Genomic DNA, 24042 nt, shown 5'->3' on the forward strand with positions numbered 1-24042 from the left:
CCGGCTGAGCATCGGTTCTCCACGTGCTGTCTGCCAGAATCGATGACATGCGGTCGGCGGCGGCGCTCCTGGTGATCGTCGGTGTGATCGTCGGTGTCGTGGCTGCTCCCGCTCCCGCCCTCGCGCAGGAGCGGCGGAACCCGGAGCAGGTCTGCCGCATCACCGACCCCGCCGTGACCGAAGTGTCCGGCATGGCGGTGATCCCCGGCGGCTACCTCGTCGAGAACGACTCCAGCCCCGACCCGCGCCGGACCCGCCTGTTCTTCCTCGACAGGGCGTGCGCGGTGACCCGCTCGGTCGGCTACCCGACGACCGCCCGCGACCCCGAGGACCTGGCGGTCGACCGGACCGGCACCGTCTGGATCGCCGACATCGGCGACAACAGCCCGCTGTCCGGCGGCTCCGGCAAGCGGCGCGGCACGATCGCACTGTGGACCCTCCGGCCCGGGGCGAAGCGCCCGGAGATCCACCGCCTGCGGTATCCCGACGGCGAGCCGCGCGACGCCGAGGCGCTGCTCATCGACGGTGCGGGCCGGCCGGTCATCGTCACCAAGGAGCCGGGCGGCGAGGTGTTCCGCCTCGACGGGCCGCTGCCGTCGGGCAACACCGCGGCCAACACCACCGGTGCCGACCTCACCGAGATCGGGCACTTCCAACCCACCCGGACCGGCACCGACAACCCGCTCGGCTTCCTCGGCAGCGCGCTCATCACCGGAGCGGCGGTGTCGCCCGACGGCACGCGGGCGGTCGTCCGCACGTACTCCGACGCCTACGAGTTCGAGGTCACCGGCGGCGACGTCGCCCAGGCCATCACCACCGGCCGGCCGAAGGTCACGCCGCTGCCCGGCGAGCCGCAGGGCGAGGCCGTCGCGTACAGCCCCGACGGCAACAGCATCCTGACCGTCTCCGACCAGCCGGGGCCGGTGAGCGTCCTGAAGTACGACCTCCATCGGGAGACCACCCGTCCGGCGCAACAGCAACAGCCGGCGAGCGCGGCGCCGCCGGCCGAGGAGCGCGGGCAGCGGGGAGTCCTGCTGGCGGGCGCCGCGGGGGTCGTGGCCCTGATGGCGATCGCCGCCGCACGGCGGTCGCGCCGTCGCTGAGCCGTCGCCGGCCACCGGGAGCGCGTCGCCGGGAGCGCGTTGCCGGGGGAGTCCGCGGCCACGTCCATTGTGGAGCCTTCGCCGCCGCTGCCCGGCGCGGTGCGGCACCGCCTGCTGTCCAGTCGGTCGTAAGGGTCCGGACAGTCCGGAAAACGGCGCAGTCCAAGAGGTTCGGTGAGCTGGGACACGTTCGTTGTCGGGTGGCATACATCCGGGATGCAACGGGATGCCGGGGTGCATACGTTGCTCGCGTCCACCCGAGATCCCGTGCCTCCCGCGGTACCACCATATGAAAGCGAATCCACTCATGAAGCGTTTGCTGATCGCCGGTTCCATCGCCTGCGCCACGCTCCTGTTCACCGCGGCCTGCGGTGACGACAAGAAGGCCGACGCTCCCGCCGCGGCCACGCCCGCCACCTCCGCGGCTTCGGCTGGTGCCTCGGGCGCCGCCGAGTCCGGCGGCGCGGCGCCGAGCGGGTCCGCGAAGGCCGGCTCCTCCGGCAAGGCGGGGCAGTTGCAGTACCAGACCGTCGCCAAGCTGACGGGTGAGCTGTTCACCAAGGACGCCGACTGCCCGGTCGGGCAGTGGGACGGCAACTCGACGGGCGTCGACCCGAAGTACCGTTCCGCGGTCGCCGACTTCAAGCAGTTCGACTGCTACAAGAAGCGGGGTGACATGCTGCCGCACCGCGGGCAGCAGGCCATCTACGTGGAGTTCAAGTCGGCGAACGCGGCGAAGGCGTACGCCCAGGACCAGGCGAAGGCCCACCCGACGCTCATCGTCGGAGACACCGTCGTCGTGGCCGGCGGCGGGCTGAAGGGCACCGACATGAAGGCCTACCTGGAGGCGGTCAACGAGACCGCGGGCGGGACCGGCCAGATCCTCGCCTGAACCGGGCGGCGCCGGAGGGTTCGGGCCGCGGCGCCGTGGCCGCGCTAGTCTTTCGCCGTGTTCACGGTGCTCATCCTCGGCGGGACGGGGGAGGCGCGGCGGCTGGCCGTGGCGCTGCGGCCCGGGCCGCGGGTCGTCACGTCGCTCGCGGGCCGGGTCGCGCGGCCGGTGCTGCCGCCGGGTGAGGTCCGCGTCGGCGGCTTCGGCGGCGCGGCCGGGCTGGCCGCCTACCTGACCGCGGAGCGCGTCGACGTGGTCGTGGACGCCACGCACCCGTTCGCCGCCCGGATGAGCGGCAACGCCGCCGAGGCGGCCGCCACCACCGGCGTGCCGCTGCTGGTCCTGCGCCGCCCCGGCTGGACGGAGCGGCCCGGCGATCGCTGGCACCGCGTCCCGGACCTGCCCGCGGCGGCCGGCGCCGTCGCCGGCGCCGACCGGGTGTTCTTGACCACGGGCCGCCGGGGTCTGCCGGCGTTCGCCCACCTGACCCGGCCGTGGTTCCTGGTGCGCAGCGTCGACCCGCCGGAGTCCCCGGTCCCGCCGAGGATGGCGACGCTGCTCGACCGCGGCCCGTTTACGGTGGCGGGCGAGACGGCGCTGTTGCGGGACCATGCGATCGAGGTCGTGGTGACGAAGGACAGCGGCGGCGAGATGACCGCGGCGAAGCTCACGGCCGCGCGCGACCTGGGCCTGCGGGTCGTCATGGTCGACCGCCCCCCGCTGCCGCCGGGCGCGGTCGCGGTCCCGACGGTGGAGGCAGCCCTGGCCCACCTGACCCGAGCCACCCCCGGTCCGCGTCGATCTTGCACTTGTGGTTCCTGACAAACCCGGACATCCACGGAGCGTCCTGGCACCACAACTGCAAGATCGACGCGAGCCGGGGGTGGGGTTAGTGGGAGCGGGCCGTTTGGTCGGCCAGTAGCGCGGCCAGGCGGGCGCCGTCGCGCTGGGCCTGACCGGCGCAGCAGGTGTTCATGAGCGCGTGCACCTCGTCCGCCTCTTCCGACAGCCGGCGCAGCCGGGCCGCCCAGTCCCGCAGCTCCCGCTCCTGGTACGCGTAGCGGAACTTGTCCTCCTTCGAGCCGCGCGCCCAGTCGGGGCTGTGGCCGTGGAACCGGACGACCGCCGGCTCCGCCGTCACCGCCAGCAGCGGGGGCACCGACGACGGGTGGCCCTGCGGCATGTCGACGCAGACGTACGACGCCCCGGCGCTCTGCAGCATGAGCATGGTCTTCAGGGCCCGGTCGCCCTGGAACCACGAGCCGTGGCGCAGCTCCACCGCGGCCGGGTGGGGCTGACAGCGCTCGACGGTGTCGAGGATCCGGCGCGTCGCCGCCTCGCCGTGCGCGAACCACGGCGGGAAGCCGAGCTGGATCACGCCGAGCCGGCCGGCGGCCGCGAGCGGGTCCAGGGTGTCGTGGAAACGCTGCCACAGCTCGTCGACGGTCTCGGGCGGCAGGTCGCTGCGGCGCACGGTGCCGTTCGGCGGCGCCGCCGGCGGGCGCAGGTCCTTCGGCAGCGTGCCCACGCGGACGTGGTGGCCGGTGAACAGGCCGAACGCCTTGACGTCGAAGGTGAAGCCGTCCGGCGTCGCGAGCGCCCACGACGCCGTCGTCTCCGGCGCCGGGATCGCGTAGTAGCTCGTGTCGGCCTCGACGAGGTCGAAGCGGCCGGCGTAGTACGCGAGGCGCCCGGCCGGCGTGTGGACGCCGCGCGGGTACCACCCCGAGGTGAGCAGCTCCCGATCGGCCCAGGAGGACGTACCGACCCGAATCACACTCATGTAATCCAGTCCACCGCGCGGCGCGGCGAACGGCAACTCGGGGAGGAGCGAGCTCAGGCGGGATATCGCCGCGGGGTCCACACCACCGGTGTGCCGGTGCCCCGGTCCTGCAGCCGCGTCTGCGAGGAGCCGACGATGAGCAGTGTGCGCATGTCCACCTCGCCGGGTCGCAGATCGGCCAGGCGCACCACCCGCACCCGCTCACCCGCGCCGCCCACGTCGCGGCCCAGCACCACGGGCGTGTCGGGGGAGCGGTGCGCGAGGAGCAGGCCGCGGGCCGCCTCCACCTGCCAGGTGCGGCTCTTCGAGCCGGGGTTGTAGATCGCGATCACCAGGTCGGCCTTCGCGGCGGCCTCCAGCCGGGCGGCGATGACCTCCCACGGCTTGAGCCGGTCGGACAGGGACAGCACGCAGAAGTCGTGGCCCAGCGGCGCGCCGACGCGGCTGGCCACGGCCTGGGCCGCGGTCAGGCCGGGCAGCACCCGGACCGGGACGTCCTTCCAGCGCGGCTCGGCGGCGACCTCCAGCACGGCGGCGGCCATCGCGAACACACCCGGGTCGCCGGACGAGACGACCGCGACCCGGCGGCCGTCCCGGGCCAGGGCCAGCGCGAACTCGGCGCGCTCGGTCTCGACCCGGTTGTCGGAGGCGTGCCGGCGCTGGCGCGGGTTGGCCGGCACCCGGTCGAGGTACGGGCCGTAGCCGACCAGGTCGTCGGCCGCCTCGACGGCCGCGAGGGCCTCCGGGGTCAGCCAGTCACGGCCGGCCGGGCCGAGCCCGACGACGACCACCTCGCCGGCGGGTGCCGTGCCGGACCCCGCCGACGGCGCCGCCCGCAGCGCCGCGGCGGTCTCGTCGTGGACGCGGCTGGGCAGCAGCGCGATGGAGAAGTACGGCACCGTGGCCGGATCGACGTCGGCCAGCGGCACGGCGCGCTCCTTGTCGGTGGTGGCGCGTTCGACGTACCACGCCTGGTCGAGCCGGCCGGTGCGCGCGAGCGCGTCGCGGACCTTGCCGAAGGTGCGGCCCAGCTTCATGATCGCCGCCGAGTCGGTGGCGGCGAGCCGCTCGGCGAGGATGTCGGCGGGCAGGGTGCCCGGCAGCACGGTCAGCACCTCGTCGCGCTCGACCAGCGGCCGGCCGAGCACCGCGGCTGCGCCGGCCATCGACGTGACGCCGGGCACGACCTCCGTCGGGTACCGCTGGGACAACCGCTTGTGCATGTGCATGTACGAGCCGTAGAACAGCGGGTCGCCCTCGCACAGCACGACCACGTCGCGCCCGGCGTCGAGGTGGGCGGCCAGGCGCGCGGCCCAGGCGTCGTAGTGCTCCTCGATGACCGTCCGGTAGTCGGCGGTGTCCTCGGTCGTGACCGGGTAGACGAAGGCCTCCTCGATCTGGCCCGCCCGCAGGTAGGGCGCCGCGATCGAACGGGCGATGCTGCGGCCGTGGCGGGCGCTGTGGTACGCGACGACCGGAGCCGCCGAGATCAGCCGGGCGGCCTTGACCGTCATCAGTTCGGGGTCGCCGGGGCCCAGGCCGACGCCGAACAGCCGCCCTCGCGGGCCTGCACTGTCCACTATGGTCATTCCTTGTCGCTCGCGATCGCGTTGACGGCGGCGGCCGCCATGGCGCTGCCGCCGCGGCGGCCGTGCACCACCAGGTGATCCAGGCCGGACCCGGCGAGCGCCACCTTCGACTCGGCGGCGCCGATGAAGCCGACCGGGATGCCGAGCACCGCCGCCGGCCGGGGCGCGCCCGCGGCGACCAGTTCGAGGAGACGGAACAGCGCGGTCGGCGCGTTGCCGATCGCGATCACGGCGCCGCCGAGCCGGTCGCCCCACAGGTCCAGCGCCGCCGCGCTGCGGGTGGTGCCGAGGCCGGCGGCGAGGCCGGGCACGCGCGGGTCGCGCAGGGTGCAGATCACCTCGTTGTCGCGGGGGAGGCGGGCCCGGGTGACCCCGGCGGCGACCATCTCTGCGTCGCAGAGGATCGGCGCGCCGTCGCGCAGCGCCTGCCGGGCGCGCGACACCACACCGGGGGAGAAGGCGACGTCCCGCGGCAGGTCGACCATGCCGCAGGCGTGGATCATGCGCACGGTCACCCGCGCCACGTCGGCGGGCAGCGCGGACAGGTCGGCCTCGGCGCGGATCGTGGCGAAGGACCGCTGGTAGATCTCGGCGCCGTCCCTGATGTAGTCGCTGATGGAATCCGTCACGACTCGACCCGCCGGTATCCCGAACCCGTCGCCAGCATCTCCACGTGCCTTCCTCTCGGCGCGCCGCAGCGCCGCTCGCAACCGACCCAGTGCACCGGCAGCGCCTGCGGAGCGGCATCGGCCACGACGGCGGCGCGAGCGTCCGCGCGGACGTCGGCGAGCGCCTTGGCGCAGCCCGGCCGGCCGGCACAGGCGGTGACGCCGGCCCACGGCGACGCGGGATCGGCGACCAGCCCGGCGGCGGCCAGCCGCTCGACCGCCAGGTCAGCTTCATCCATCGGTACGTGCGGCAGGACGACGGTCCGCCACGGCGTGACGATCATCTCTTCCGCCACCCCTCCCAGGGCTTCCGCCTGGTCCGGGGTGAGCAGTCCGAGCGGTGCGACGACGACGATCGCGGCGGCGCCGTCCACCTGCCGGGTGAGCCCGACAGGGGTGGGCCGCGGCGCCCCGGCGAGGCGCGGGCCGGTCTCGGTGCCGAGCCGGGCCGCGACCCGCGCCGGCCCGCCGTCCAGCTCCGCCAGCCGCCAGGCCGCCGAGCCCTGCCCGGCGCGCTCGGCGAGGAACGCCAGTGCCGCCCGCACCAGCAGGCCGGCGCCGCCGCGCAGCGGCGTCGGCGCCTGTGCGAGCAGCAGCCGGCCGCCGTGCAGGCCGACGTCGCCGCCGAGACCGGTGACGTCGCCCCGGCCGTCGTCGATCGTGACCAGGAACCGTCCCGGGAGTCCGGCCAGCTCCGGGGTGGCGCACAGGGCGGCGTCGAACTCGCGGACCAGCGCGCGCACGTCGGGACCGGCACCGTCGAGGCCGCTCAGCGGGCTGGCGACGATGTTGCGGACCCGCTCGTGGGTCTCCGACGGCAGCAGGCCGGCCTCGTGCAGCAGCGCCGCGAGCCGCTGCGGCGCACCCTCCCGCAGCGCCCTGACCTGGACGTTTCCCCGTGAGGTCAGCTCCAGCACCGGGTCGCCGAGCGCCGCCGCCGCGGACCGCAGCGCGCCGAGCTGCGCCGCGGTGAGCCGCCCGCCGGGCAGGCGGACCCGCGCCAGGCCGCCGTCGGCCGCCGCGTGGACCCGCACGGCGCCGGGGCACCGGTCGGGGACGTGACGTCTGCTGGCGGCCTGCACGCGCCGGATACTACCTGTGCTTGACGCGGGTGAGCCGCGTCAAGGAGAGTTGGCGGTGCTGTAACGGCGACGGGTGGAGGAAGCCGGTGGGAGTCCGGCGCGGTCCCGCCACTGTCACCGGGGAGCGAGCCTCCGACGACGGCCACCGGGTCCCCGACCTGGGAAGGCTGGGGGCGAGCGGTGATCCGGAAGCCAGGAGACTCTCCGGCGCCGACCCATCCACGGACTTGGGGCGCGGACCCCGAGGGAGGACCCTGGCGTGATCCTGCTGCTGTCGACCTCCGACACCGACCTGCTCAGCGCGCGTGCCTGCGGCGCCGCCTACCGGCTGGCCAACCCCGCCCGCACGGCCGTCGAGGACCTGCCCGACCTGCTCGACGGCGCCGACCTCGTCGTGGTGCGGATCCTGGGCGGCTACCGCGACTGGGAGGAGGGCCTCGACGCGCTGCTCGCCCAGCCGAAGCCGGTCGTGGTCCTCGGCGGTGAGCAGGCGCCCGACGCCGAGCTGATGCGCCACTCCACGGTGCCCGCCGGTCTCGCCGCCGAGGCACACGCCTACCTGGCGTTCGGCGGCCCGGCCAACCTCGCCGAGCTGCACCGCTTCCTCTCCGACACGGTCCTGCTGACCGGCGAGGGCTTCGAGCCGCCGGTCGAGACCCCCGCGTGGGGCCGGCTGGACCGGGAGCCCGCCGCGGGTGCGGGGCCGACCGTCGCGGTCATCTACTACCGCGCCCACCACGTCGCCGGCAACACCGCCTTCGTCGAGGCGTTGTGTGGCGCGATCGAGGCGGAGGGCGGCCGGGCGCTGCCGGTGTTCGCGTCGTCGCTGCGCACCGCGCCCGAGGACCTGCTCGACACGCTGCGGCGGGCCGACGCGCTCGTCGTCACCGTGCTCGCCGCCGGCGGCACCCGTCCCGCCGGCGCGCAGGCCGGCGGGGAGGACGAGGCGTGGGACGTCGGCGCCCTCGCCGCGCTCGACGTGCCGATCCTGCAAGGGCTCTGCCTCACGAGCAGCCGCGCGTCGTGGGCCGACCTCGACGACGGGCTGTCCCCGCTGGACACCGCCACCCAGGTCGCCATCCCCGAGTTCGACGGGCGGCTCATCACGGTGCCGTTCTCGTTCAAGGAGATCGACGCCGACGGGCTCACCGTCTACGTCGCCGACCCGGAGCGCGCCGCCCGGGTGGCCGGCATCGCCGTCGCGCACGCCCGGCTGCGCCACCTGCCGCCCGGCGAGCGGCGGGTCGTGGTCATGCTCAGCGCGTACCCGACGAAACACTCCCGCATCGGCAACGCCGTCGGCCTCGACACGCCGGCCAGCGTGGTCCGCCTCCTCGACGCCATGCACCGGCAGGGGTACCGCGGCGCCGACCGCTTCCCGCAGGACGGGGACGGGCTGATCCACTCGCTCATCGCCGCCGGCGGCCAGGACGCCGACTGGCTGACCGAGGAGCGGCTACGGGGCAACCCGATCCGCATCCCGGCGGCCCGGTACCGCGCCTGGTTCGGCACGCTGCCGGAGGAGCTGCGCACGGAGATCGAGCGGCACTGGGGGCCGGCGCCCGGCGAGCTCTTCGTCGACCGGTCGGCGGACCCGGACGGCGAGATCGTGCTCGCCGCGCTGCGCGAGGACAACATCGTGGTCATGGTCCAGCCGCCGCGCGGCTTCGGTGAGAACCCGGTCGCCATCTACCACGACCCCGGCCTCCCGCCGAGCCATCACTACCTGGCGGCCTACCGCTGGCTGGCCGACGAGTTCGGCGCACACGCGGTCGTCCACGTCGGCAAACACGGCAACCTCGAGTGGCTGCCGGGCAAGACCGTCGGCATGTCCGCTGCCTGCGGCGCCGACGCGGCGCTGGGCAACCTGCCGCTCGTCTACCCGTTCCTCGTCAACGACCCCGGCGAGGGCACCCAGGCGAAGCGCCGCGCCCACGCCACGCTCGTCGACCACCTGATCCCACCTATGGCCCGCGCCGACAGCTACGGCGACATCGCCCGCCTCGAGCAGCTCCTCGACGAGCACGCGACGATCGCCGCGCTCGACCCGGCGAAGCTGCCCGCGATCCGCGCGCAGATCTGGACGCTCATCCAGGCCGCCCGCCTCGACCACGACCTCGGCCTCGCCGACCGCCCGCACGACGCCGAGTTCGACGACTTCCTGCTCCACGTCGACGGCTGGCTCTGCGAGGTGAAGGACGTCCAGATCCGTGACGGCCTGCACGTCCTCGGCGCGGCACCGGCCGGTGAGGCGCGTGTCGACCTGGTCCTCGCCATGCTCCGCGCCCGGCAGATGTGGGGCGGGCAGGTCGCGGCGCTGCCCGGCCTGCGGGAGGCGTTGGGCTTCGACGAGTCCGCGCCCGACCGGCTCTCGGCCGATGAGGCCGAGGCGCGGGCCCGGGCACTGGTCGCGGCCATGGAGGCGGGCGGTTGGGACGTTTCCAAGATTCCGGACGTTACCGATGACAGCAAGGTGGCGGCGGTCCTGCGGTTCGCCGCCGAGGAGATCGTGCCCCGGCTGGACCGCACCACCGACGAGCTCACGATGGTCCTGCACGCCCTCGGCGGGGGTTACGTCCCGGCCGGCCCGAGCGGCTCCCCGCTGCGCGGCCTGATCAACGTGCTGCCGACCGGCCGCAACTTCTACTCCGTCGACCCGAAGGCCGTCCCCAGCCGGCTCGCCTGGGAGACCGGGCAGGCGATGGCCGACTCGCTGCTCGCCCGCTACCGAGCCGACCACGGCGAGTGGCCGCGCTCCGTCGGCCTGTCGATGTGGGGCACGAGCGCGATGCGCACCGCCGGCGACGACATCGCGGAGGCGCTCGCGCTGATGGGTGTGCGACCGGTGTGGGACGACGCGTCCCGCCGGATCGTCGGCCTCGCCCCGATCGACCCGGCCGAGCTGGGCCGCCCCCGAATCGACGTCACGATGCGGATCAGCGGCTTCTTCCGCGACGCGTTCCCGCACGTGGTGGCCCTGCTCGACGATGCCGTGCGGCTCGCCGCCGGCCTCGACGAGGCGCCGGAGGACAATTACGTGCGGGCCCACGTCCAGGCGTCGCTCGCGGAGCACGGCGACGAGCGCCGGGCCGCGTTGCGCATCTTCGGGTCGAAGCCGGGCGCCTACGGCGCGGGCATCCTGCCGCTCATCGACAGCCGGAACTGGCGCGACGACAAGGATCTCGCCGAGGTCTACGCCGTCTGGGGCGGCTACGCCTACGGCCGCGGCCTCGACGGGCTCCCGGCCCGCGGTGACATGGAGAGCGCGTACCGCCGGATCTCCGTCGCGGTGAAGAACACCGACACCCGCGAGCACGACATCGCCGACTCCGACGACTACTTCCAGTACCACGGCGGCATGGTCGCCACGGTCCGGGCCCTCACCGGCCGGGCGCCGGCCGCCTACGTCGGCGACAGCACCAACCCCGACGCCGTGCGGACCCGCACGCTCAGCGAGGAGACCGCCCGGGTCTTCCGCGCCCGGGTGGTCAACCCGCGCTGGCTCGCGGCGATGCGCCGGCACGGCTACAAGGGCGCGTTCGAGCTGGCGGCGACGGTCGACTACCTCTTCGGCTTCGACGCGACCGCCGGGGTCGTCGCCGACTGGATGTACGAGAAACTGGCCGAGTCCTACGTCTTCGACCCGGACAACCGCAAGTTCCTCGACGAGTCCAACCCGTGGGCGCTGCACGGCATCACGGAGCGCCTGTTGGAGGCCGCCGACCGCGGTCTGTGGGAGCATCCCGAGGAGTCCACACTGGACGCGCTGCGCCAGGTGTACCTCGAGACGGAGGGCGACCTGGAGGACGAGTAGCGCTCAGGCGAGCCAGTGGTCCCACGGGTGGCGGCCCGGGCCGAAGCCGACCGACTCGGCCAGCGCGGCCGCGTCGGCGAAGCCCGCGGCGACCAGGTCGGGGCGGTGTGCGTCGCTGCCGAAGCTCACCGCCCGGCCGCCCTCCTCGCGCCACCAGCGCAGCAGCAGCGGCTCCACGGTGCGCCGCGTGTTGACCTCCAGCGCGCGGCCCGTGCCGGCCAGCGACCGCAGGACCGCCCGTAGCTCCTCCTCGAAGTCCGCGGCGTCGAAGGCGTATCCCGCCGGCGTGTACCGCAGCGGGTAGTCGAGGTGCGTGAGTGCCTGGAACGACGGGCAGGTCTCGATGAGGCGGATCGTCTCGGCGAAGTAGTCCCGCAGCACCTCGGGCACCGGGCGGAGCAGGTACTCGTCCTCGACCAGGCGGTAGTGGCCGGCCACGGTGAGCGAGTGCAGGGATCCGATCACCCGCTCGAACGGGGCCGCGGCGAGCAGCGCGGCGGTCTCGGCGGCGAACCAGTGCGGTTCGCCCAGCTCGACCCCGGAGATGATCTTCAGGGAGGGGTACTTGTCGCGGCAGCGTTCGATCGCCGCGAGGTATCCCGCCACGTCGAGCGGCGGCGGTACGAGACGTGTCTCGTCCGCCAGGTGCTTCGTGAGCCGCTCGGGCAGCACGGCCGGGTCGACCGTCCACGAGACGAAGTCGGTGTGCTCGGTGAACGCGATCGCCGGCAGCCCCAGCTCCACCGCCCGCGCGCAGGAGCCCTCCATGTCGCCGGTCGCCGTGTCCCAGGAGAACTCGGTGTGCGTGTGCAGGTCGGCGGGGAGCATGCCGCGATGGTGTCACGGGCGGCCGGCGACGATCACGCCCGGGTGGCGGGGCGCGCCAGGACCTCGCCGTGCAGGATCGACAGCCAGCCGTCGCCGTCGGCGGCCCAGCGGCGCCAGCCGTCGGCGAGCCGCTCCAGTTCCTCCGCGGTCACGCCGCTCGCGAGGGCCTGCGCGGCCATCGCCGACGAGCGGACCCGGTCCGCCCACATGCCGCCCCACCAGGCCCGGTCCGCCTCGTCGGCGAAGCACCAGGTGCTCGACGTCGCGGCGACCTCGGCGAAGCCCGCCTGCCGGGCCCATGACAGCAGCCGGCGCCCGGCGTCGGGCTCGCCGCCGTTGGCGCGGGCCATCCGCTGGTACAGCGCCAGCCAGTCGCCGAGCTCCGGCAGGAGCGGGAACCACGTGAACGCGGAGTAGTCGCTGTCGCGGACCGCCACGTAGCCGTCCGGCTTGCAGACCCGGCGCATCTCGCGCAGCGCCTGGACCGGGTCGGCGACGTGCTGGAGCACCTGGTGGGCGTGCACGACGCAGAAGGTCCCGTCGGGGAACGGCAGCGCGTGCACGTCGCCGACGACGAAGTGGACGTTGTCCGCGTGCCCGGCGCCGTCCCGGGTGACGTCGAGCGCCTCCGCGGTCGCCTCGAGGGCGGTCACGTGCCCGACCCGGCCGGCCAGGTCGGCGGTGATCGTCCCCGGGCCGGCGCCGACGTCGAGCAGCGTCATGTGGGGCCGCAGGACCGGCAGCAGGTAGGCGGCCGAATTCTCGGCGGTGCGCCAGCGGTGCGAACGCAGGACCGACTCGTGGTGTCCGTGGGTGTAGACGTTGCTCGGCATGTCCCGCAGTGTAGTATTCGTATCCTGGATTCTGGGAGCGCTGTCTCGAATATTGGACGTACGTAAGATCGCGAAGTGACCAAGGTGACGGCCTCGCTGCTGGTACTGGCCTATCTCGCGTTCATCAGCCTGGGCCTGCCCGACGGGCTGCTCGGGGTCGGCTGGCCGTCCATCGCCACGACGTTCCAGGTGCCCACCGAGTCCGTCGGCTACCTGCTCCTCGCCGCCACGACCGGCTACCTGACCTCCAGCGTCGCCGCGGGGTTCCTGCTCAGCCGGATCGGCGTCGGCTGGCTGCTCGCGGCCAGCACCGCGCTGGCCGGCCTGGCGCTGGCCGGCTACGCCGCCTCGCCCGCCATGTGGTTCCTCGTCCCGTGCGCGCTGCTGGGCGGCCTCGGCGGCGGCGCCGTCGACGCCGGCCTCAACGCCTACGCGGCCACCGAGTTCGGGCCGCGGCACATGAACTGGATGCACGCCTGTTTCGGCCTCGGCGTCGCGATCGGTCCGCTCATCATGACCGCGGTCATCGAGGGCGGTGCGGTCTGGCGGCTCGGCTACACGATCGTCTCCGGCGCGCAGTTGCTCCTCGCGCTGTCCTTCGTCGTCAACGCCCGGCGGTGGGGCCGCGCGCCCGTACCGGAGCGGCACGAGACCCGCCACGCGCGCGGCTCGCTGCGGCGGCCGACCCTCTGGCTGGGCGTCGTCACGTTCGGCGTCTACGTCGCCGTCGAGGCCGGTGCCGGCCTGTGGGCGTTCCTGCTGCTGACCCGGGGCCGCGGCGTCGACGCGGGGCTCGCCGGCCTGTGCGTGTCCGGCTACTGGGCGATGCTCTTCCTCGGCCGGGTCGTCCAGGGCGTGGTCGCCGAGCGGTTCGGCAACCGCGCCGTCCTGGTCGCCAGCATGTCCGGGATGGTCTTCGGCTCGCTGCTCGTCGCGGTGCCGGGGCCGGGCCGGCTGGCGATCGCCGGGCTGGCGATCATCGGCTTCGCCGCCGCGCCGGTGTTCCCGCTGCTCACCCTCACCACCGCGGAGCGGGTCGGGCCCGCGCTCGCCGACCGGGTGATCGGGCTGCAGATCGCCGCCGCCGGGCTCGGCGGCGCACTCGCGCCGAGCGCGCTCGGCGTGCTGCTCGGCCGCGCGGGCGTGGAGGCCCTCGGCCCGGCACTGCTCGCGCTCTCGCTGCTGCTCATCGTGCTGTGGTGGCTGTCCACCCCCCGGGATGTCCACATCGGACATCAGGATGCCGCGGAACTCCATCGACGCCGAGAAGCACCGGATCACGCCGACCACCTGGGCACCCCGGAAGTGGCCGCCCGGCCGCCGCGGAACAGCCGCGCCGGCGGCCCGTGATTCCGGGCGGCGCTGGAGTTCGCGTCACGCTTGTGGGGATGCGGGCGTTTCGCTCGTACGGGTGTTCTAATTGGGGTATGGTGATCGCATGATGGACCTGGCGTACCAGCCCTCGATGTTCGACACCGCCGTCGCCTCCGGGCCGTCGCTCGGGCCGCTCGCCGGGCACGTGGTGCGGCACGAGCTGAGCCGTGGCGCGTGGGTCGATCATCTTCCCGGCTGGGTCCTCGGCAGCGACGCGGTCCTGCGGACCCTGCTGGACGACGTCGAGTGGCGTGCCGAGCGCCGCAAGATGTATGACGGCGTGGTCGACGTGCCGCGTCTGCTGCGATGGTATGGCGGGGCCGAGACCCTGCCGCACCCGTTGCTGACCGAGGCGCGGCGCAGGCTCACGACGCACTACGTCGAGGAGCTCGGCGAGCCGTTCGTGAGCGCCGGCATGTGTCTCTACCGCGACGGGCGTGACAGCGTCGCCTGGCACGGCGACACGATCGGCCGGGGCGCCCGGTTCGACACCATGGTCGCGATCGTGTCGTTCGGGTCGCCGCGTTCGCTGCTGCTGCGGCCGAGAGGCGGCGGGGAGAGCCTGCGGTTCCCGCTCGGCCACGGTGACCTCGTCGTGATGGGCGGCTCCTGCCAGCGCACCTGGGAGCACGCGGTGCCGAAGACGGCCCGTCCGGTCGGGCCGCGGGTCAGCGTGCAGTTCCGGCCCGCGGGTGTGGCCTGATCCGCACATCGTGGTGCTCGATCTCGCGATGCGTGACTCGCCGGCCGACCTCCCGTATCGTGGAGACGGCTCGGAAGTGGGAAGGTGAGCCAGATGAACCAGGTCGATCGTTTCGCGGTGTTCCCGGAGTTGCACATCACGGTCGATCCGTTGCCCAACCGGGCGATCCGCGTGCGGGTCGCCGGTGAGATCACCGTCGAAAACGTGGCCCAGTTGGGCGCGGTGCTCTTCCGCGCCATCGACGACGTCCGGGCCACCGCGGTCGAGGTCGACGTCAGCCTGGTGACGTTCATCGACTCCACCGGCATCGGCAAGCTGGTCGGTGCGCGGGCCCACGCCCGCGGCAACAACAGCGACCTGTGGATCGTCAACCCCAGCCCCGGCGTCCGGCGCGTGCTGAGCCTGCTCGGGCTGCTCGACGTGCTCGGCGGACCACCCGCCGGACGCGAGCGCCCGGCGGCGGGCTGGGCCCCGCCGAAGTCGGCCTGACGCACTCCCGCCCGCCTGCGGTCCGGCTGCGGTCCGGCTGCGAACCGAGGGCTCAGGTGCCCAAGGCACGGGCCAGCCTGCGCACGCCCTCATCGAGGAGGTCCGGCGGCGCGGCGGCGAACGTCAGGCGCAGGTGGGCGCCGTCCGGCTCGGCGGCGAACCACGGGCGGCCCGGGAAGACGACCACCTGTTCGGCGGCCGCCGCCGTGGTCACCGCGACGTCGTCGGTCCCGTCGGGGAGGCCGGCCCAGACGTGTAGGCCTCCGCGCGGTACGACCTCCGGCAGCAACTCCGGCAGGCGCCGGCGCAGCGCGTCGAGCAATGCGTCGCGGCGCACGCGCAGAGCGGTGCGCAGCGCGCGGAGATGACGGGGCCAGGCCGGCGACGTGACCAGGTCGAGCGCGGCCTGTTGCAGCGGACCGGCGACGAAGAGGTCGTCGAGCGCCCGCGCCGAGCGCAGGCGGGCACCCGCCGGACCACGCGCGCCGATCGCGGCCACCCGCAGGCCCGGCGCCGCCGACTTGGTGAGCGAGCGCAGATAGACGACGTGCCCGTCCGGGTCGTCGGCGACCAGCGGCGGGGGAGGGTCGCCGTCGATGGTGAGGTCGCGGGCGTAGTCGTCCTCCAGCAGGAACGCGCCGGCCTCCCGCACGGCCTCCAGGGTCGCCGCGCGCCGGTCGCCGGCCAGTGTCGCGCCGTGCGGGTTGGCATGGAGCGGCTGGCAGTAGAAGAGGCGGGCGCCGGTGCGGTGAAACGCGGCCGCGAGCAGGTCCGGGCGGACCCCCGCGGCGTCGGCCGGGACCGGCACCACCCGCAGGCCGGCGGCCCGCGCGGCGGCGAGCGCGCCGAGATAGGTCGGCGCCTCGACCAGCACGGCGTCGCCGGGGCTCAGCAGGGCGCGGAACGCCGTCGACAGCGCCGACTGGCCGCCGGGGCACACGACCAGGTCGTCGGCGCGCAGCGCGCCGCCGGTGGTGCGGGCGAACCAGGCGCGCAGGTCCTCCCGGCCCTCCACCGGGCCGCGCTGCCACGACGCGGGATGGCGGGCCGCCCGGGCGAGTGCCGCGCCGAGGGCCGCCGCCGGCTGGAGGTCCTCGTCGAGGTACCCGCCGGAGAGCGGGACGGCCCCCGGGCGCGGGACGGCGAGCAGGGCCTGCATCGCGTCCTCGCCGGGCGGCCGGGGGCCGAGCGCGATCGACTGCCAGGACAGGTCCGCGCGCCGTCCGGCGGCCGTCCGCGGCCCGGCCACGAACGTCCCGCGGCCCGGCCGCGCGTCGACGACCCCCTCCGCCACCAGCCGGCGGACCGCCCGCGCCACGGTCACCGGCGACGCCTGGTGCCGGGCGGTCAGCTCGCGCACGGTCGGCAGCCGGGTGCCGGCGAGGGAGTCGCGCGCCAGCGCTCGGAGATCTTGGATAACGCGAGCTGCTGCGTTATCGTCATTCATGAGAGAGAAGGATAGCGCTACCGCAACCCGGTGGATAACGGACCGGGCCATGACCGGCGCGGCGCTCGGCGCGCTGGGGGTGCTCGCGTTCAGCATGTCGCTGCCCGCCACGCGGGTCGCGGTCGAGGGGCTCGACGCGTGGTTCGTGGCGTTCGGCCGGGCCGTCGGCGCCGGCCTGCTCGCGGTGGCGTATCTCGCCGTGTCGCGCGCCCCGCGCCCGACCGCCGGCCAGTGGCGCCGGCTCGCCGTGGTCGCGCTGGGCGTGGTCGCCGGCTTCCCGCTGTTCACCTCCCTCGCACTGCAGACGCGGACGGCGGCGCACGGCGCGGTGGTCATCGCGGTGCTGCCCGCCGTGACGGCCGGCTTCGCGGTGCTGCGGGCCGGCGAGCGCCCGTCGCGCGGGTTCTGGCTGGCCGGTGCCGCGGGCCTGGGTGCCGTGCTGACGTTCCTGGTCGCGAGCGGCGCGGTGCGCGGAGCGGTGGGCCCGGCGGACCTGTACCTGCTGGCGGCCGTCGCGCTGTGCGGCCTCGGGTACGCCGAGGGTGGCGCCCTGGCCCGCGAGCTCGGCGGCGCGCGGACGATCTGCTGGGCGCTCGTGCTGTCGTTGCCGGTGACGACGGCGATCGCGGCGGTCGCCGTGCTCCGGCACCCGCCGCACGCCTCGGCCGCGGCCTGGGCCGGGTTCGGCTACGTGACGCTGGTGTCGATGTTCCTGGGGTTCTTCGCGTGGTACGGCGGCCTGGCGCGCGGCGGCGTGGCCCGCGTCGGCCAGCTCCAGCTCGTCCAGCCGGTGCTGACGATGGCCTGGTCGGCGCTCCTGCTGGACGAGCCGGTCCCGGCGGTCGCGGCCGCCGCCGCGGTGGCGGTGCTGGTGTGCGTGGCCCTGACCCAGCGCCTCCGCCCCGGCCGGATCGCTACGGGTTGACCTTGGTGGATTTCCGTGGCCCTGGCAACGGAAACCCACCAAGGTCAACGTTGAGGGGGTGTGGTGGTCGACTTGAGGGTGGCTGAGTCTCTAGCCGTTGACCAATCCGTGACCTTACAAAGGTTCTCGCGGTGCAACCGGGCAGGGGAGCCCGTGGTCTTTGCACAGTGAACGGCGACGCACATCGCCTTCAACGCGAAGCGGCACACCACCGGCTCCGTCGGCGTTTCGGCGATCCTCGTGGTGGGCGCGGTGCATGCCCGTGCCCTGTCCACAAAGGAGGGTCCACAGTAGACGTCGGCTGATCCGTGCTGCCCGCGTCCCAGTTCGGTCTCCGCGGCCGACCAGCCGCGGCATCCGGGAAGGTTCGACACGTGAATACGAGAGCGAGCGTGCTCGTGGCCGGCTTGGCTACGGCGACTCTTGCGCTGTCCGCCTGTGGAGGCGGTTCAGGCACCGACGATACCAGCAACGCGAACGGCCAGAAAGGCGGCGGATTCAACGCCGCGCTGGCCGGTGTGGTCAACCCGTCCGACAAGAAGGGTGGCACGCTCAAGCTCGTCGCCCACGACGACCCGGACTCGTTCGACCCGGCGCGTGCGTACTACGCGTCGGTGTTGAACTTCAGCACGGGCTTCTATGCCCGGACGCTGCTGACCAACGAGGCCAAGCCGGGCAAGGACGGCCTCAACCTGGTTCCCGACCTGGCGGCCGAGATGCCGAAGATCGAGGACGGCGGCAAGAAGTACACCTTCAAGCTGAAGGACGGTGTCAAGTTCGAGGACGGCTCGCCGATCACCTCGAAGGACATCAAGTACGGCATCGAGCGGGTCTTCGCCCAGGACGTGCTCTCCGGCGGCCCGACCTACCTGATCGACGTGCTGGACCAGGGGCAGAGCTACCCCGGCCCGTACAAGGACACCGACGCGAACAAGCTGGGCCTGAAGTCGGTGCAGACGCCGGACGACAAGACGATCGTCTTCACGCTCAAGGAGCCCCTGGCCGACTTCGCGTACCTGCTGGTCATGCCCGGCGCGGGTCCGGTCCCGGCGGCGAAGGACACCGGTGACAAGTACGGCGCCAAGCCGGTCTCCTCGGGCCCGTACAAGTTCCAGTCGTACGACGAGGGCAAGAAGGCCGTCCTGGTCCGCAACGAGAACTGGGACCCCAAGACCGACTCCGTGCGCAAGGCGCTGCCGGACCAGATCGACCTGACCATCGGCGCGTCGGTCGAGGAGATCGACAGCCAACTGATCTCGGGTGAGGCGGACGCCGACCTCGCGCAGACGGGTGTGCAGCAGGGCGCCCAGGCGAAGGTCCTGTTGAACCCGGATGTCAAGAAGTACGCGGACGCGCCGGTGACCGGCTTCATCCGGTACTTCTCGATCAGCACCAAGGTCGAGCCGTTCGACGACATCCACTGCCGCAAGGCCGTGCAGTACGCGACGGACAAGACCACGATGCAGACCGCTCGCGGTGGCGCCGACGCCGGTGGTGACATCGCCACCAACATGCTCCCGCCGACCCTGGCCGGTCACGACGACTACGACCCGTACAACACCAAGTCGGGCAAGCCGCAGATCGACAAGGCGAAGGAAGAGCTGAAGCTGTGCGGCAAGCCGGACGGCTTCGAGACGGTCATCGCGACCCGTAACGCCGGCAAGGAGCCGAAGACGGCCGAGGCGCTGCAGCAGGCGCTGGCGGCGGTCGGCATCAAGGCGCGTCTCGACCCGACCGACGCGTCGCTGTACTTCCGCTCGACCATCGGCGCGCCGTCGAACACCCACGCCAAGGGCTACGGCCTCATGATGGCCGGCTGGGGCGCCGACTTCCCGACCGAGTCCGGCTTCCTGAAGGTGCTGGTCGATGGCCGGCTGATCCTGCCGTCGGGCAACAACAACTACGCGGAGCTCAACAACTCCGAGGTGAACAGCCTGATCGACCAGGCGAAGGGGGAGACCGACTCGAAGAAGTCCGCCGAGCTCTGGACCAAGATCAACCACATCGTCATGGACGAGGCCGTCATGGTGCCGTTCACCTACGACAAGGCACTCAACGTCCGCAGCTCCCGGCTGACCAACGTGTTCGTCACCCAGTACTACGGGATGTACAACTTCAGCAGCCTGGGTGTCATGAGCTGACCGCACGGGTGTTGCCCGGGTTGACGAGGGACTTCCCGGGCATGCGGTGACGCACGCGGCCGTTCTTCCTCCTTGGGACGGCCGCGGGCGTCCGGCTCGGGTCCGGGACCCGCCGGATCCGAGCCGCAGCAACGTTCAGGCGCTGGTACCGCAGCTAGTACCGCACGATCAGCGCGATCCGGCCGTCGGCCGCCAGACCGCCGTCGCGGACGAAGGTCACGTTGCCGTCGTTGCGGGCCACCATCTCCACGATGTCGTCCACCGCGTCGTCGACGAGCGTGCCGGGTTCGTCACCGTGCGGCTCCCGGTCCGGCGGGTGGAGATGGTCGCCGTGGACCCAGGCCGGGCTGTGGAAGCCCTCCTCGACGAGCAGGTGCGCGGCGCGCCCCTGGCGGGCGAGGGTCCACACCTCGGCCAGGCCGGCGGCGAACCGGTTCGCGCCGCGGGCCGCGTCGAGCGCCTCGAGCGCCGCCACCTGCTGGGTGCTGGTGTGGGCGTCGAGCTGCTGGACCAGGACGCGGTACACGTCGTGCGGCCCGGCGCGGTCGTAGTTGCCGCGGACGGCGCCGGCGACCGGCCGGCCCCACTCGTCGGCGAAGAACGCGAGGTACCGCTCCACGCCGAGGACGAAGACGGGCCGTGGGTCCAGCGCGTCGATCTCGGCGAGGGCCGAGGCGATGTCGCGGAAGAACTGCCGGTGCCGCTCGTCGCGGTGGGCGCTCGGCCGCTGCCCGTAGTCGCGGGGCGGGCCCGTCGTGCCGCCCGGCCCCTCGTGGGTGAACGGGAAGCCGTGCGAGTGCACCTCGACCAGGTCCGCGCCGTCGCCGCTCCACAGCCGGGTCGGCTGCTCGGACAGCACCAGCGCCCAGTAGCGGTGCCGCCGGGCCGCGTCGGCGACCACGTCGCGCACCTCGTACGTGTTGCCGACCACCACTCGTTCCTGGACCGGGGAGTCGAGCAGCCGGACGTGCACCCGTCCCGGCGACGCGAACAGCGCGAGCCCTTCGCTGACCTGCCGCAGGTCGACGTGCGCGGCGGCCTCGGCGATCTCCTCGTACACCTGGGTCGCCACCGACGGCGGCACCGCCTCGTCGTCGTCCAGGCGCCGTTTCGCCTCCGACAGCAGGTTGCGCAGCCGGATCGGATCCTGTTGGTTCTCCGGAGGGGTGCGGTGGGTCGGCATCAGCAGCGAGACCGCCGGATAGCCGCTCGGTGTCAGTCTCGCCAGATCCTTCACCGTCATGCGCCCACGGTGCCCCTGCCGCGCGGCGCCAGACTCGCCCGTCCCGAGTGACCTTACGATCCTTGACGTGGGCAATGCATTCGAGATCGTACGTGCGGGCTCGCTGCCGGTCGGCCAGGGTCGAGGTGTTCGACGGGTTCACCGGCGGCGCCGGCGTGGCGGGAAAGCACGCCGGCCCGCGCTGGTCGCCGCCCAGGGTCGCGGGCGGCGTGAGTTCGATCACCAGCGGTTGGCCGGCCTCGCCGACTGTGCGAGGTTTGCCTGAGGCATGCCTCCACTTTCTGATCTGATGCGTGGAAAGGAGGTGGTCGAATGCGACGGATCAACCCGAAGGGCCGGGCAGAGCACGAGCGCGCCGTCGACGCGCTGCGCGCCTCGTACGCCGCGGTCCCGCCGGGCGAGACCGTTCGCCTGGCGAAGAAGACGTCCAACCTGTTCCGCCCGAGATCCACGACCGGCCCGGCCGGTCTCGACGTCAGCGGTCTCGACGGCGTGGTGGCCGTCGACCCGGTCGCCCGCACCGCGGACGTGCAGGGCATGTGCACATACGAGGACCTGGTCGACGCCACGCTTCCGCACGGCCTGATGCCGCTCGTGGTGCCGCAGCTACGGACCATCACGCTCGGCGGTGCCGTCACCGGGCTCGGCATCGAGTCGACCTCGTGGAAGCACGGCCTGCCGCACGAGTCCGTCATCGAGCTCGACATCCTCACCGGCGCGGGTGACGTGGTGACCGTCCGGCCCGAGGGAGAGCACGCCGACCTCTACGCGGCGTTCCCCAACTCGCTGGGCAGCCTCGGCTATGCCACCCGCCTGCGGATCGAGCTCCAGCCCGTCGCCGACCGGGTCAGCCTGCGCAACCTGCGCTTCGACGACGTCGACGAGCTGCTCGAGGTGGTCGGCGAGGTGATGAAGACGGGTGAGCACGACGGCACGCCCGTCGACGTCATGGACGGCGTCGTCTTCCGGCCGGGGGAGTCGTACCTCGTGCTCGGCACCTTCGGCGGTGACGGCCCGACCAGCGACTACACCGGCCAGGACGTCTACTACCGGTCGCTGCGCTCGAAGGCCACCGACCGGCTCACCGCCTACGACTACCTGTGGCGGTGGGACACCGACTGGTTCTGGTGCTCGGCCGCCTTCGGCGTCCAGCATCCCGCCGTCCGCCGCCTCTGGCCGAAGCGTTACCGGCGCAGCGACGTCTACCACCGCATCGTGCGGTTCGAGAACCGGCACGGCGTCGCCGCGCGGGTCGACCGGTGGCGGGGCCTTCCCGCGCGGGAACGGGTCGTGCAGGACGTCGAGGTGCCCCTCGACCGGACCGGCGCGTTCCTGCGGTGGTTCGCACAGCACGTACCGATGGCGCCCCTGTGGCTGTGTCCGCTGCGGCTGCGGGAACGTGCGTGGCCGCTGTATCCGATGCACGCCGGGACGCCCTACGTGAACGTGGGCTTCTGGGGGACCGTCCCGATCGAGCCCGGCGCGGCCGACGGCGACGTCAACCGGGCCATCGAAGAGCAGGTGTTCGAGCTCGGCGGCCACAAGTCGCTGTACTCCGACGCCTACTACGACCGCGGGACGTTCGACGAGCTCTACGGCGGCGCCGCCTACCGCGCCGTCAAGGAGCGCTACGACCCCGGTCACCGACTGACCGACCTCTACGACAAGGTTGTGGGGCGACGATGACCATCACCAACCGGCCACGCGCCGGCTCCTCCGCACCGGGCCGGCCACGCGCCGGCTCCTCCGCACCGGGCCGGCCGCCCCGCCGGCGACCCGCCGTGCCGAAGGTCGCGGACATCATCCGCGCCGTCACCATCGACGAGCCGGCCGTGCGGATCACCGCCTACGACGGCAGCGCCGTCGGCCCCGCCGACGCGCCGATCGGCCTGCACCTCGCCACCGAACGCGGCCTCTCCTACGTGCTGACGGCCCCCGGCGACCTCGGCATGGCCCGCGCCTACGTCACCGGCGACCTCGAGGTCCGCGGCGCGCACCCCGGCGACCCGTACGAGGCGCTGCGCGGGCTCGCCACCGGCCTCCGGTTGCACATGCCGTCCCCGGGCGAGGCGCTGCGGCTCGTCCGCGGCCTCGGCTGGGATCGGCTGCGCCCGCCGTCGCCCCCGCCGCAGGAGGCGGTCCCCGCCTGGCGCCGCACCGTCCAGGGCCTGCGGCACGGCCGGGGCCGCGACGCCGACGCCATCCACCACCACTACGACGTCTCCAACGCCTTCTACGAGAAGATCCTCGGCCCGTCGATGACCTACACCTGCGCCGTGTTCCGCTCCGAGTCCGACACCCTGGAGCAGGCGCAGGCCAACAAGTACGACCTCGTCGCCGGCAAGCTGGCCCTCAAGCCGGGCCAGCGGCTGCTCGACGTCGGCTGCGGCTGGGGCGGCATGGTCCGGCACGCGGCCCGCGAATACGGGATCCGGGCCCTCGGCGTCACGCTCTCCCGCGAGCAGGCGCAGTGGGCGCAGGCCGCCATCGAGCGCGAGGGCCTCGGGCACCTCGCCGAGGTCCGGTACCTCGACTACCGCGACGCGCCGTTGGAGCAGTTCGACGCGGTCAGCTCGATCGGCCTCACCGAGCACATCGGTGTGCGCAACTACCCACGCTACTTCGGGACGCTGCGCAGCCGGCTCAAGCCCGGCGGCCGGCTGCTCAACCACTGCATCACCCGGTCCGACAACCGCGCCTCCCACAAGCCGGGCGCGTTCATCGACCGGTATGTGTTCCCCGACGGCGAGCTGCCCTCCCCGGGCCGGCTCGTCAGCGCCGTCCACGACGCCGCGTTCGAGGTGCAGCACGAGGAGAACCTCCGGCAGCACTACGCGCTGACGCTCGCCGGCTGGAACCGCAACCTCGTCGAGCAATGGGACGACTGCGTCGCCGAGGTCGGCCTGGGCACCGCGCGGGTGTGGGGCCTGTACATGGCCGGCTCGCGGCTCGCCTTCGAACGCAACGAGATCCAGCTCCATCAGATCCTCGCCACGAAGACGACCCGGGACGGCGTGTCCTCCTACCCGCTGCGGCCCGACTGGACCGCTTGACCTGAAGCGCGCTCGAGGTCCGAACCTGGGGCCATGAGCGTTCTTGTCACCGGCGCGACCGGGCACGTGGGCTCA

The 24042-nt window shown here is 73.5% G+C and carries 19 protein-coding genes and 1 riboswitch; of the genes, 11 read left to right on the forward strand and 8 right to left on the reverse strand.

Annotated features, from left to right (window positions below; translation table 11 throughout):
- The first annotated feature begins 47 nt into the window (after positions 1–47).
- The 3 genes from Drose_RS11700 to Drose_RS11710 all read left to right on the forward strand — a co-directional run bounded on the left by Drose_RS11700 (position 48) and on the right by Drose_RS11710 (position 2817).
- On the forward strand, positions 48–1103 hold the full coding sequence (locus Drose_RS11700) for a hypothetical protein (RefSeq protein ID WP_260728194.1): 1056 nt from the start codon (positions 48–50) through the stop codon (positions 1101–1103).
- A 307-nt stretch (positions 1104–1410) separates the two neighbouring features.
- A complete protein-coding gene (locus tag Drose_RS11705; RefSeq protein ID WP_260728195.1) occupies positions 1411–1995 on the forward strand; it encodes a hypothetical protein in 585 nt (194 codons plus the stop codon).
- A 57-nt stretch (positions 1996–2052) separates the two neighbouring features.
- Positions 2053–2817, forward strand: a complete 765-nt coding sequence (locus Drose_RS11710) for a cobalt-precorrin-6A reductase (protein ID WP_260728196.1) — start codon at positions 2053–2055, stop codon at positions 2815–2817.
- 67 nt (positions 2818–2884) lie between these two features.
- On the opposite strand, the gene Drose_RS11715 is transcribed toward Drose_RS11710, so the two are convergent.
- From Drose_RS11715 to Drose_RS11730, 4 genes are read right to left on the reverse strand one after another with little or no spacing between them, the layout of a single operon-like run.
- Positions 2885–3778 carry a DUF72 domain-containing protein gene (locus Drose_RS11715; RefSeq protein WP_260728197.1) on the reverse strand — a complete coding sequence of 298 codons (894 nt, stop codon included), beginning with the start codon at positions 3776–3778 and terminating at the stop codon, positions 2885–2887.
- A gap of 53 nt (positions 3779–3831) precedes the next feature.
- On the reverse strand, positions 3832–5358 hold the full coding sequence (locus Drose_RS11720; RefSeq protein WP_260728198.1) for a precorrin-2 C(20)-methyltransferase: 1527 nt from the start codon (positions 5356–5358) through the stop codon (positions 3832–3834).
- Positions 5359–5363: 5 nt separating this feature from the next.
- Positions 5364–5996, reverse strand: coding sequence for a precorrin-8X methylmutase (locus Drose_RS11725; protein ID WP_313900016.1), 633 nt, complete (start codon positions 5994–5996; stop codon positions 5364–5366).
- Complete coding sequence (locus tag Drose_RS11730; RefSeq protein ID WP_260728199.1) at positions 5993–7117, reverse strand: precorrin-3B synthase; 1125 nt, start codon at positions 7115–7117, stop codon at positions 5993–5995. The genes Drose_RS11725 and Drose_RS11730 overlap by 4 nt, the downstream gene beginning before the upstream one ends.
- Positions 7118–7170: 53 nt before the next feature.
- Positions 7171–7340: riboswitch (cobalamin riboswitch) on the forward strand.
- A 36-nt stretch (positions 7341–7376) separates the two neighbouring features.
- Between Drose_RS11730 and cobN the strand changes: the two genes are divergently transcribed.
- Complete coding sequence (gene cobN, locus Drose_RS11735) at positions 7377–10931, forward strand: cobaltochelatase subunit CobN (RefSeq protein ID WP_260728200.1); 3555 nt, start codon at positions 7377–7379, stop codon at positions 10929–10931.
- A gap of 3 nt (positions 10932–10934) precedes the next feature.
- Here the strand turns inward: cobN and Drose_RS11740 are convergent, their stop codons facing one another.
- Both Drose_RS11740 and Drose_RS11745 read right to left on the reverse strand, forming a co-directional pair.
- On the reverse strand, positions 10935–11759 hold the full coding sequence (locus Drose_RS11740; RefSeq protein ID WP_260728201.1) for a PHP domain-containing protein: 825 nt from the start codon (positions 11757–11759) through the stop codon (positions 10935–10937).
- A 32-nt stretch (positions 11760–11791) separates the two neighbouring features.
- The gene (locus tag Drose_RS11745; RefSeq protein WP_260728202.1) at positions 11792–12592 is read right to left on the reverse strand and encodes a class I SAM-dependent methyltransferase; all 801 of its coding nucleotides are present in this window, start codon (positions 12590–12592) and stop codon (positions 11792–11794) included.
- Positions 12593–12667: 75 nt separating this feature from the next.
- On the opposite strand from Drose_RS11745, the gene Drose_RS11750 reads away from it, so the two are divergent.
- The 3 genes from Drose_RS11750 to Drose_RS11760 all read left to right on the forward strand — a co-directional run bounded on the left by Drose_RS11750 (position 12668) and on the right by Drose_RS11760 (position 15158).
- Positions 12668–13942, forward strand: coding sequence for an MFS transporter (locus tag Drose_RS11750; protein ID WP_260728203.1), 1275 nt, complete (start codon positions 12668–12670; stop codon positions 13940–13942).
- Between the two features lie 91 nt (positions 13943–14033).
- A complete protein-coding gene (locus Drose_RS11755) occupies positions 14034–14669 on the forward strand; it encodes an alpha-ketoglutarate-dependent dioxygenase AlkB (RefSeq protein ID WP_260729696.1) in 636 nt (211 codons plus the stop codon).
- 93 nt (positions 14670–14762) lie between these two features.
- On the forward strand, positions 14763–15158 hold the full coding sequence (locus tag Drose_RS11760) for an STAS domain-containing protein (protein WP_260728204.1): 396 nt from the start codon (positions 14763–14765) through the stop codon (positions 15156–15158).
- Between the two features lie 52 nt (positions 15159–15210).
- On the opposite strand, the gene Drose_RS11765 is transcribed toward Drose_RS11760, so the two are convergent.
- Positions 15211–16605, reverse strand: a complete 1395-nt coding sequence (locus Drose_RS11765) for an aminotransferase-like domain-containing protein (protein ID WP_260728205.1) — start codon at positions 16603–16605, stop codon at positions 15211–15213.
- Between the two features lie 49 nt (positions 16606–16654).
- Between Drose_RS11765 and Drose_RS11770 the strand changes: the two genes are divergently transcribed.
- Positions 16655–17530 carry a DMT family transporter gene (locus tag Drose_RS11770; protein WP_260728206.1) on the forward strand — a complete coding sequence of 292 codons (876 nt, stop codon included), beginning with the start codon at positions 16655–16657 and terminating at the stop codon, positions 17528–17530.
- Between the two features lie 374 nt (positions 17531–17904).
- A complete protein-coding gene (locus Drose_RS11775) occupies positions 17905–19671 on the forward strand; it encodes an ABC transporter substrate-binding protein (RefSeq protein WP_260728207.1) in 1767 nt (588 codons plus the stop codon).
- Positions 19672–19825: 154 nt separating this feature from the next.
- On the opposite strand, the gene Drose_RS11780 is transcribed toward Drose_RS11775, so the two are convergent.
- A complete protein-coding gene (locus Drose_RS11780; RefSeq protein WP_260728208.1) occupies positions 19826–20914 on the reverse strand; it encodes an AOC03_06830 family ribosome hibernation factor in 1089 nt (362 codons plus the stop codon).
- 312 nt (positions 20915–21226) lie between these two features.
- Here Drose_RS11780 and Drose_RS11785 point away from each other — a divergent pair, with 312 nt between their 5' ends.
- Positions 21227–22600, forward strand: coding sequence for an FAD-binding oxidoreductase (locus Drose_RS11785; RefSeq protein ID WP_260728209.1), 1374 nt, complete (start codon positions 21227–21229; stop codon positions 22598–22600).
- Positions 22597–23967 (forward strand): class I SAM-dependent methyltransferase, encoded by a 1371-nt coding sequence (locus Drose_RS11790; protein ID WP_260728210.1) that lies wholly within the window; start codon positions 22597–22599, stop codon positions 23965–23967. The genes Drose_RS11785 and Drose_RS11790 overlap by 4 nt, the downstream gene beginning before the upstream one ends.
- Positions 23968–24042 lie beyond the last annotated feature (75 nt).

It is taken from the genome of Dactylosporangium roseum, assembly GCF_025264685.1.
GTDB classification, from domain to species: domain Bacteria; phylum Actinomycetota; class Actinomycetes; order Mycobacteriales; family Micromonosporaceae; genus Dactylosporangium; species Dactylosporangium roseum.

Excerpts from the sequence above, each read along its gene's own strand:
- Drose_RS11700 (WP_260728194.1), top strand. The coding sequence starts at position 48 with ATGCGGTCGGCGGCGGCGCTCCTGGTGATCGTCGGTGTGATCGTCGGT.
- Drose_RS11705 (WP_260728195.1), top strand. The coding sequence starts at position 1,411 with ATGAAGCGTTTGCTGATCGCCGGTTCCATCGCCTGCGCCACGCTCCTG.
- Drose_RS11715 (WP_260728197.1), bottom strand. The coding sequence starts at position 3,778 with ATGAGTGTGATTCGGGTCGGTACGTCCTCCTGGGCCGATCGGGAGCTG.
- Drose_RS11740 (WP_260728201.1), bottom strand. The coding sequence starts at position 11,759 with ATGCTCCCCGCCGACCTGCACACGCACACCGAGTTCTCCTGGGACACG.
- Drose_RS11745 (WP_260728202.1), bottom strand. The coding sequence starts at position 12,592 with ATGCCGAGCAACGTCTACACCCACGGACACCACGAGTCGGTCCTGCGT.
- Drose_RS11755 (WP_260729696.1), top strand. The coding sequence starts at position 14,034 with ATGGACCTGGCGTACCAGCCCTCGATGTTCGACACCGCCGTCGCCTCC.
- Drose_RS11760 (WP_260728204.1), top strand. The coding sequence starts at position 14,763 with ATGAACCAGGTCGATCGTTTCGCGGTGTTCCCGGAGTTGCACATCACG.
- Drose_RS11765 (WP_260728205.1), bottom strand. The coding sequence starts at position 16,605 with ATGAATGACGATAACGCAGCAGCTCGCGTTATCCAAGATCTCCGAGCG.
- Drose_RS11770 (WP_260728206.1), top strand. The coding sequence starts at position 16,655 with ATGACCGGCGCGGCGCTCGGCGCGCTGGGGGTGCTCGCGTTCAGCATG.
- Drose_RS11780 (WP_260728208.1), bottom strand. The coding sequence starts at position 20,914 with ATGACGGTGAAGGATCTGGCGAGACTGACACCGAGCGGCTATCCGGCG.
- Drose_RS11785 (WP_260728209.1), top strand. The coding sequence starts at position 21,227 with ATGCGACGGATCAACCCGAAGGGCCGGGCAGAGCACGAGCGCGCCGTC.
- Drose_RS11790 (WP_260728210.1), top strand. The coding sequence starts at position 22,597 with ATGACCATCACCAACCGGCCACGCGCCGGCTCCTCCGCACCGGGCCGG.